Annotated in this window: 8 protein-coding genes; all 8 read right to left on the bottom strand. The window is 53.6% G+C overall.

The window, feature by feature from the left end:
• Positions 1-165: 165 nt before the first annotated feature.
• Positions 166-1,545, bottom strand: coding sequence for an AgmX/PglI C-terminal domain-containing protein (locus ACJJIV_RS18985; protein ID WP_444889966.1), 1,380 nt, complete (start codon positions 1,543-1,545; stop codon positions 166-168).
• 9 nt (positions 1,546-1,554) lie between these two features.
• A complete protein-coding gene (locus ACJJIV_RS18980; RefSeq protein WP_252082138.1) occupies positions 1,555-2,100 on the bottom strand; it encodes an ExbD/TolR family protein in 546 nt (181 codons plus the stop codon).
• Positions 2,097-2,687 (bottom strand): ExbD/TolR family protein, encoded by a 591-nt coding sequence (locus ACJJIV_RS18975; RefSeq protein WP_444889965.1) that lies wholly within the window; start codon positions 2,685-2,687, stop codon positions 2,097-2,099. The genes ACJJIV_RS18980 and ACJJIV_RS18975 overlap by 4 nt, the downstream gene beginning before the upstream one ends.
• Positions 2,687-3,454 carry a MotA/TolQ/ExbB proton channel family protein gene (locus ACJJIV_RS18970; RefSeq protein ID WP_252082140.1) on the bottom strand — a complete coding sequence of 256 codons (768 nt, stop codon included), beginning with the start codon at positions 3,452-3,454 and terminating at the stop codon, positions 2,687-2,689. Before ACJJIV_RS18970 ends, ACJJIV_RS18975 begins: the two co-directional genes overlap by 1 nt.
• A 69-nt stretch (positions 3,455-3,523) precedes the next feature.
• Entirely contained in the window at positions 3,524-3,847 is a 324-nt protein-coding gene (locus tag ACJJIV_RS18965; protein ID WP_252082141.1) for a hypothetical protein, read from the bottom strand.
• Positions 3,844-4,428, bottom strand: coding sequence for a tetratricopeptide repeat protein (locus ACJJIV_RS18960; RefSeq protein WP_444884439.1), 585 nt, complete (start codon positions 4,426-4,428; stop codon positions 3,844-3,846). The genes ACJJIV_RS18965 and ACJJIV_RS18960 overlap by 4 nt, the downstream gene beginning before the upstream one ends.
• A gap of 23 nt (positions 4,429-4,451) precedes the next feature.
• The gene (locus ACJJIV_RS18955; RefSeq protein ID WP_444889964.1) at positions 4,452-7,622 is read right to left on the bottom strand and encodes a tetratricopeptide repeat protein; all 3,171 of its coding nucleotides are present in this window, start codon (positions 7,620-7,622) and stop codon (positions 4,452-4,454) included.
• Positions 7,619-9,829: a tetratricopeptide repeat protein gene (locus ACJJIV_RS18950; protein ID WP_444889963.1), complete on the bottom strand. Its 2,211-nt coding sequence runs from the start codon at positions 9,827-9,829 to the stop codon at positions 7,619-7,621. The genes ACJJIV_RS18955 and ACJJIV_RS18950 overlap by 4 nt, the downstream gene beginning before the upstream one ends.
• Position 9,830 lies beyond the last annotated feature (1 nt).

The raw sequence follows: 9,830 nt of genomic DNA, 5'->3' as shown, positions 1-9,830 counted from the left end.
AGTGGCCGTGAAGCAGGTCATAAATACCGCCCGGCAGGAGGACTTTTTTGAAGATTGCCAAGTGGTTCTCAGGCAAACCCAGGAGGGAAAAAGCTGTGAAAGCAGACAAAAACTGCCCGAAAAAATGGGCTCCTCCTCGCACAAGCGAGAAGGAGGCCCATTTGATTAACTCTGCGGTAGGAAGTCGATCGGGTAGAGAATGGTGATTGTTGGAACACCAGCCTTTTCACCGAAGTTAAACCGTTTGACCCTTGCAACAATTTTGGCATTAAGTGCCGGCGAATCCATATCGCTGGACTCCACTTGTGCCAGGGACACAGAGCCATCCGGTTCGATAGTGATCTTCAGCACCATCTTGCCCTGCAGAGCCGGGTTGTTGCGCAGCTCGCGGTTGTAGATGCGATAGAGCGCATTCTTATAGCGGTCGAAGACAATCTGGATTTCCTCGTCGGTACGAGACGGGCCAACACCATCGCTGAGCGGTCGGTCCTCACCGGCAAAGTCACCCTCATTGCCAATAGCACTTTCAACACGTGCAAACTCGACACCACCCAGGGAAGAACCCGTTCCACCCACATTGCGACTCACATCTGAAGCGCTGATGCCACCACTGCCCTTGGCTGCGGCAGACGTAATCAGAGAGCGCTGGCTGCGATTCTCTTTCTTACCCGCCGTGCTCAGCTGGGTCTGCTGGCCGAGACGGTTATCCAGATCATCCTGGATCAGATCCTGGAAATTATCCTTAAAGGCCAGAACACCTGTGCGCTCAGCTTTCTTGCGCGCCTGCTTCTTCTCAGTCTTGGTTGGCTTGGGCTCTTGCTTGGCCACCTTCTGCTCAGGCTTGGGCTCGGGCTTCGTCTCCTCTTTCTTGGGTTTGGTTTTCTCCGGCTCCGGCGGTGGCTTGGGCTTGGTTTTCTTCTCGATTACCAGCTTGGCCAAGCGCTCTGGAATCTCAACCACTTCGTTTTCCGGTTCCGGCAATGTATAGAGTGGCACCAGATAACCTAATAAAGTGGCAATAAACAGAGAGGCGAATACACAGAGACGGAAACGCTTTTCATCTTCACCCTGGGTATGCCAGGGCATAACCATTGGGCGAAAATCCGGTTGCTCGAACTCACGGGTGATTTCGAATTCGTACTTGGACTCTTCCTCTTCACGGCGCAGCTCATCTGCCTGTTCGTCCAGAGCAAAGATTTCCTCGCTGCAGTATTCAATATTATCGAGAACTTGTCGGCGGGATTGATGCAGCTGCTCCAGCTGTTCGTTGAAATCGCGGGTGGACTCACCGATTCGAGCAATCACCCGCTCGGAGGCATCGACCCGGTAATCCTCGGCCCAGAACATTTCTCCGGCGCCGGCCTCTTCGAGCTTGCGCAAGCGCTCGGAAATTTCATCAAGCAGCTGGAACTTGGTGCCATTGGCCTGCAACTCGGCCAGCTGTGCCTCTATCTGCTGCCGCTCATCCTCGAGCAGGAGCATGCGCTGGCGAACCGCATTGAGCGATTCGCTAAGCGCCTGCTGTTGTTGTAGAAAATTACTCACAAACTTCCATTAACCCTGAGATGCTTTCTGAATAACCGCCAGCGATACCTTGGTGTAACCAGCTTCCGTACAACTGGACATCACCTTCTTAAGCAAACTGAACGGAATGCCCCTGTCCGCGAGAATATTAACTTCCGGTGGCTCCGGCTGAACTTCTCCCTCGGTGCCGGCTTCTTCGGCCTCCGCCTCAGCAGAGGCCTGGGCCACACCGATAGCCTTACCCATCTCGGCGATCATCGCCTGCTTAATGGCCTCGATAATGATTTCTTCACTCTCAAGTACCTCGCTGGTAGCCACCACTGAATTGGATTCCACCAGAATTTCCTCATTGGTCACCATCAGGGTTACGGTTTCCCTTGGTTTGGTCTCCACCACCGAATCCGGCAGTGTGATCACCTTGGGTGGCTCCAACGCTTCATTACTGGAAGTGTTGGTCAAGAGGAAAAAAACCAAAATGGTGAACACGTCCATTAGCGAGGTAAGGTTCATACCCGAGGTTTTTTTACGCTTATGGCTGCGCGCCATGCGCTTCATACGTCGGCTTTCATGTCTCACGGCGCATCTCCTATGGAAATATCGGGAAACAGCACCACTTTCTCTACAGCACTTGGATCACTGGGATCGCTGCCTTCCACACGCACCTCGGCTCCGCGCACGGTATCCATTACACCCACCAAGTGCTCATAGGCAATATCCGCTTCCATCAACAAAATGGAGTCGGTTTTTTCTGGATAGCTGGCCTTAACCTGCAGTAAAAACTCGGTGAGTTTTTTCAGGTCGTAGACCTCCGCGGTTGGCAACAGAGCAAGCTGTTCACCCTCCCCGGCACCTTCCTCTGTAGCCGCCTCCAGCGGTGCAGACTCACCCCCTTCGGATTGCGTCAGGTTTGGAAAACGCGCAATGACTTTCTCACCATCACTAATCTCCAGCGCCTCTGTGCGAACGACGACTTCTACCGTGACCGTGGGATCATCCGGCGCTCCACCACCGGCTCCGCTCGGCATATTCAGCTCTAAAATTGTTACCCGTGAGAACACCGCCGATACCAACAGAAACGGCACCAGCACCACCATCAGGTTTAGGAAGGCGGTGATGTCCAGCTCCGGGGCCTCTTTATCTCTCCCGTGGCGCCGCCTTCTCATTACGCAGTTTCCGTTTGCTGTTCTTCGGTTTTGGCCTCGGCCACTGGTTGTGATTTGGTGTGCTTCTCAGACTTGCTAGCCGACTTGTTTTCACCTTTATTTTTTGAAGCAGGCGCATCGACTTCGAAGCGACGGCGGGTTGAACTGTCAATCAGATTGGAGGCTTTTACGGAAACCATTTCCAGGCTATCGATAATTTCTCCAGTGAGGGAGTTGAGCAGTGCATGCACAATCAACAGGGGGATACCGGTCATCAGACCGAAAGCCGTTGTGTTCATCGCTACCGAGATACTAGCGGAAAGAAGATCGGCTTTTTCTGCCGGGTTGGCATTGGCCACTGCGGTAAAGGCTTCAATCAGGCCCATAATAGTACCGAGCAGACCCAGCAGCGTGGCGATATTAGAAAACAGTGCTACGTAGGGCGTGCGCTTTTCCAGCTGTGGAGTGATTTCCATCATGCTCTCTTCCATCGCGATTTCGATATCTTCGCGGCGGCGCACTGCACCCTGACGGGCCAGCCCCATGGAAAGTAGCTTTGCCACACTGGAGTTATCCTGCTTAACCAGATTGCGCGCACGATCGAAATCACCACTGGAGAGGATTGGCTGCAATTTATCCCACATAGTGCGGTTGGTACGACGCTCGTAATGCAGGCGAATAAATCGCTCAATTGCTACTGCGCCACCCAGGGCGGCCACCACAAGAATGGGGTACATAAAAGTACCGCCCGTCTGGAAAAACTCGATGACGCTGTTGAAAAAGTCCATTACAAACCCTCTTGAGAAATACTGCAGTAATTGGTTGCTGCTCTGGCTTTAGCCAGAGAAAGGACGGCGTTAATCGCCGGACAGGCTGAGCTGGTAGAACTCCAGCTCACGCATGAAAACTTCCTTGTCGAGCGGCTTGAGCTTGTCGTCCATCAAACTGGAGACAAGATCACTTTCGACACCCACCTCGGAACTTTTCCAGGGAACGATATACAGAGACTTGGGCGCTTCCTTATTACCAATAATGGAAATACCCGATAACTCTTTAACTTTGGTATCCACTTTCTTATCTGTGGCTTGGTTTTTTTCACCTTCTTGTGCCTGCGCACCGGCAAAAGGAAAAATGGCAAACCCCATCATAAACGGCAAAATCCATTTACACTGCGCTATCACTTGCCCGCCCTCCGTTTGAGATCCGCCAGCCAGATAGACACATCCTGGTCCTCGGGTTCCAGCTGTACATATTGCTGGAATTGTGCCAGAGCGCACTGGAGATCTTGCAGATAGAGATCACACAATATGCCGAGATTTTTTATCAATGGCAGGTATTCGGGGTTTTCTGCCAAGGCATTCACATAAATTTTGCGCGCATCGGCAAAACGGCCCTGCTTGCGGTAAAGCACTGCCAGTTCATTAGTGGCCACCGGGTGCTCGGCATCTATTTCCAGTGCTTTAAGAAAAGCCTCTTCCGCTTTTTTTTCTTCTGCCACCTGAATTTGGGCAATGCCGAGATTAATATAAGGCGCGGGCAAACGCTGCTCCCGCTCAACTACCGTCTCCAACAATTCAATCGCGCGCGCAAACTCCTTATCCGCAAGGAATTCCAGGGATCGTTCAAAGTCCCGGCTCACACTGCCGGACACCCGCACAGAGGAATAATCAGAAACCTTGCCCGACTTGGTCTGAACTCCCGCACAGGCAGCCAAAAACAGCGTAACCACCCACAGGAAAACCACTCGCAGTTTTATTTGCATAGCCCTCTTCTCCATTCTCGCTATTACTGGCCGGAAACTACTTCCGCTGATTCCAAGGCCTCCGGCTCCGGTGGCAGAGGGACAATACTCTGCAGATAGTCACCAGCCTCTTCGACACGGGCATAACGGGCCGGCATCAGACCGGCAAGTTGGCCGATACTCTTATCGATCCAGGGGTTGTAGATACCCATCCCAAGTAACTCGACATTTTTTTCATGCACGGAAATCGCTTTTTCCTCGAACGGATAAATTTGATCTTCCAGAGCCAGCTCGTACTCTTCCAGTTCCAGCGCACTCAAATTCGTTGGGCGCTCGGATTCCTTCAGAGACACACTGAAGTGCAAATAAATTTCCGCGAGGTAATAAGTGGCTGCGGCAGTCACATCCGCTGCCTGGTAATCAATCAGGGCAGAGAAATCGCTAATCGCTTTTTTCATACGCTTGCGTTTCAGGTTGAGGTTCTGCTCGATTGGCTTAACCAGCGCCACTTGGGTAAAGGCCCGATAACTGGGCTCAGCCAGCTGTAACGCGGCGCTACCAGCCAGGTAGCGGGTGCGATCACTGCGCTGGGAACCGCCACGCTTCTCTATACGCACCATCTCACGCAGTTCCTGCATATAGCGTTTTTGCTGCCCAGCAGTTTTGTAGATATCGGCGATTTTTTGCCGCGTCTCCAGGGCGGGCTCCATGGGGTTGGGGAACAGCTTCACGTAGCGCCTCAACACCGCCAGCGCCCTGTCGCTGTCTTTAGCGGTACTGTAGAGATCCGCTGCCTGCGTCAGAGCCTCGCGGCGAATTTCCTCATCCTCAGATTCTCGCTCAATACGCTCAAACTCCGCCGCTGCCAATAAGAGCTCGCCACTTTCCTGGTAGACCACCGCCAGTTTCTTGGTGACATCTTTGGCCAGTTCATGCTCTGGGAAATTCCCACGGAAATTGTTCAGCACTGTGGCGGCCTGGGTCCAATCCTTGAGCACAATCAGGGAGGCAGCAGCATCGTATTCGGCGGTGGCCAGTAAAGTGGCTCCCGGAGCCGCAGCGCGAATGCGCAGGAAGTGGCCGGCAGCAGTAGCGTGGTCCTCCTGCTTGCGCGCCATATCGCCCTGCTGGTAAATGGATGCCGCCAGATTATCGACTAGACCAGCACGATCCTTGGCATCGGTGGCGGTGAGATTCAGGGTTTCCCCATAGGCCACCTCCGCATCGGCATAGGCATGGGTATCAAAGGAGCCGTGGGCCACCACCATCCAGGCTGAGCGGCGAATCTCCTGCTCTGCAGCTGGGAATTTTTCCAATAGCTGACGCCCGTTATCGATCGCCGGCGTATAGTCTTTAAGACCGTACAAATCTTCCACCGCACCCAGCATTACCTGCGGCGCTTTGGCGTGCTGTGAGAAGGTATCGGCAAACGTTAACGAAGAACGAATAATTTCACGCAACAATGGAGCGCGCTGATCTGCACTGGCTTCTTTCAGATTATTGGCCAGATGTTCGCGATAAGCGTAAACCGCAGCGTAACCCGCCTCACTGGAATCCTTGTGGGCAGGGTATTCGTAGGCGGTGCGCTCATATTCCAGAGCGGCATTGTGGAAATCGCGATTTTCCAGCATCAAGCCGGCGAGCTGGTAGTTCATTTCCGGCGCGCGCTCAGCTTCACGGAAGGACTGCAAGTAACGGCGATACCAGTGAATTGCCTCTAGGTAGTGCTCGCCCTTTTTATCCTTCAGCTTCTTGTTCTGGTAGGCGGCATGGTAATGGCCGGCCAGGTCGATCAGGTTAGCCTGTAGAAATTCGACCACCTCACCAAATTCATTAATATCGAATACTGTCCAGTAGTCGGCATTGAGGGCATAGGTATTTACAAAAGTCTTCTTCGCTTCAAGCACCAGTTTGGGGAAGCCGCCCTTGCTGTAAATCTCGATCACACGAATGGAAAAGTCCGCAGAAACCTTGTGCAGTGGATTGCGCTCCACAAAGGCGATATAGGATTTGGCCGAATCCTGGTAGCGACGTTTATTCAGGTAATACTCACCGAGATGGCTGTACACCAGGTATTCATACTGGCGCGCACCCTTGCGGGAGAAATAGTCGACAATAGAATCCGGGCCCTCCATATATGAGAAGCTCAGACTCACCACTCGGAAAGTATCGTCCACATGCTTGCGTTCAACCGTATTGGTCTGCTGGTCAAAGTCGTAACCCTGGGAGACTTTGTAATCGAGCATGGCCACATAATCGTCCAGGGCCATCTCGTACATATCCTGCTTAAACAGGGACCAACCACGTTTATACAGGGCCAGCTCGTAAAAACTGGAAATCTGCCCGATGGTGATTACCCGGCCATAGGCCTCTTCCGCATCCAGATACTTTTTGCGGGTAAAGTAATATTCCCCCAGGCGAAACCAGGCTTCATCGATATGACGGGAATCCGGGTATTTGGCCACCAACTGCCGCAATACATCTACTGCAGCATCAATTTGCCCGGCCTCTTCATAAGCGCGGGAGAGCTGGTACATCACCTGGTCGTTGCGGTCGTAAAGAGGGTATTTCTTCAGCAGGTTGAGATACAGCGCGATGGCCTCTCGGGCATTCGCCGACATCAGTGCTTCCGGGTCTTCTTCAGGAACCTGCAGTGGAGTGGTGTCTGCGGCGATATCCACACTGCCACTAGCGCGAGCTTCAAAGTCCGCATCAGACTCCGCACCTGCTACATGCTCAGTGGGGGTGCGCTGCACCTTGGCAACAGGCGCGGTTACCTCAGCCGGGGCTTCCAGAGTATTTTCTGCAGTTGCCTCCGGAGCTTCGATGGCAATCACAGCACCACTGCCTGCTGTGGCAGGGGCAATACCGTCAATGGCAGCATCCTCGGCCCGGTGCGCCTGCTTAATTTTCAGGTCGGCAATCCGACGCATCGCTTCAGGGGTGAGACTCGATTCGGGCGTTTCCTGCAGGTAGCGCTGATAACTTGCCAGGGCCTTTTCCAGGCTGCCGTCGATATATTCCTCTTTAATCTCAATATCGACATTTTGCAGGCTGCCAATTGTTTTACCGCTGTTCACCGCACAAGCATTAAGTAACAGTAATGCCGCGGCGAATGCACCATAGCGCAGTGCATTTTTGGGCTTCCACCCTGTAGCTATTGGCTCAACCGCAATACTAGCAGAGGGGCTTACGCGATGATTTACAGGTTTCACGCCTTATCCCCCTCAGTTTCTGAAACTTGCCGTTCAGTGGAGTTATTCTCAGGTAAAATTTCTGGCTGGTCTGCTTGGGGTTGCCCGCCCTGCTCCAGTGGCCCATTTTCACTTTCTGGCACTTTCAATTCGGCAGGATTGCTCTCAGGCAGAGTTTCCGGCCGGGCTGCTTGGCTCTGCTCCTGCAGCCCATTTTCGCTTTCCGGTGCTTCCAATTCGGGAGGGTTTTGTTCTGGCAAAGTTTCAGGCTGAGCCTCGCGATGCTGTTCAATCTTGCGCTGATCCTCGCGCTGCTCCTGCAGCTCATTGGCACGGTCGTAACTGTCGGCTAGGGCGAAGCGCGCTTTGATCTGGTAACTCTCCAATTGGCTGCGGCGGCGTTCCAGCTCTTCAACAGCGAGCGCTTCCAACATGCTGCCCTGGCGCGCCATCAACATCTCCAGACGCTGCTGGGCCGAGCGAATCTGCGCACGCGAACGCTGGATATCCTTGTTATAACCGGTGTAACTGTGGGTCGCCGCCTGGCGACTGCGCACATAGGAGCGGTACACTGTTTGTAACTTTTCGATCTCAGCGTTGAGCGCCTGTAAATGCTTATAGGCCTCGGTGAGACGCTGGTGATATTCGGTAGAGAGACGCAAATCCAAAATACCCTGCAAGCGCTCAACACGGCTGCTGCTTTGCTCGGTAAAACCTTTAGGGTTGCGTGCGATCTGCTTATGCAGCTGCAGTAGTTGCAGGCGCGCTTCCTGCTCTTCGGCGGTGGCGAGATACTCCGGGCGGCGAGAAACCAGCATTTGCTCTATGCGACTGGAAAATTGATCGCGCTGCTCCATACGCAGCTTGATACGTGCATCCAAGGTACGGAACTGCTCATCCAGCTGTGGTAACAGGGGCTCGTAGTAAGCCCGACGCGCGCTGATAATATCCTCGAAGGCAGTGAGACTTTTAAGCCACTCTTTATTGCGCTCGTAGAGATCATTCAAGTCGCGGTAGTTACGCAGAAATTCTTGGTAGTCATTGGAGGCCATGAGGTCGAGGAGATAGTGAGTCTCCGGTGCCTCCGGCAGATTGCGCAGCGCCACCACCCAGTTTTGTACCTGGGTAGCCTCTTTGCGCCGCAGCGCTTCGAGAAATTTGCCCTGACGAATACTGTTGATGGAAGCCGTCAGTGTGTCGATCTCACGGCCAAAGGCATCCAGGGCCCGGCCGTAATGAATTGCCGCAGTACTGTGTACATCCAATTTTCCATAGGCGTAAGGTATAGCCAGCATCACTTCCTGCACCGATTCATTGGTGCCCTTACGGTTTTGCAATATCCGCCAGGGTACCAGGGCGCGATCGAAACGCCCCGCTCGGGCCTCCACCCAACCGGCACCGAGCAGCGCCCGATTGGAGAAAGGCCCTTCGAGATTCACCCGGTCAAAATAAGGGCGCGCCAGCTGCAGTTCGCCGGCCTCCATCAAGTGGGAACCCAGTAATAAATTGGTCTTGTCGTACAGGGCCTGATCGGCCGGGTCGCCACTGTGGCGCTTGCCCAGAGCGGTCAGCTCCAACACCCCGCGTGCTTCCTCGCCGGATTTCAACTGGGCAATGCCCAGGTTGAACTCCACAAAGCCCTCCAGGGATTCCTCACCTTTCAGGTCTTTCAGTAGCTCTACCGCTTCTTCGAGACGCCCCAACTCCATAAAAACCCGCGCGCGCAGGAATTGCTCCTCGGCACGCACCCGCAAGGGCACCTTGCCCTCAATCATTTCCAGCGCATGCAAAGCGTTTAGAGGCTGCTGTTTGTGGTAGTGAATTTTAGCCAGACGATAGGCGGCTTCATTGCGCACCTCCTGCGAAACATTGCCCTTCAGCACCGCTTCAATTGCGCGCCCCGCTTCCCGGTGCATACGGTAGGAAAGCTCCATGTCACCCACAGAGAATTCAGCCTGCCCAAGATGATTACTGAAGGGGTCTAACTCGGGCTCATCCAGACGGTGATACTGGGCCAACTCGTTATCCAGCGCTACAATCGCATCAAAGTAGTTTTCCTGGTGGGCGTAGTACATGGCCGCACCAAAGAACAGATCGCGTAATTCTTCTTTATCATCGTCTGCGCCAGCCACACTAGGGAGTAGAGACAAACTACATAAAGTAAAGCTGAGAACTCGCAGACCAGCTCCAGCTACGCCGGGAAATGCCGAAAGCAGGGGTATACGCATG

The organism is Microbulbifer mixtoriginis (SeqCode), assembly GCF_052466765.1.
This window is presented reverse-complemented; position numbering and strand designations above follow the sequence as displayed.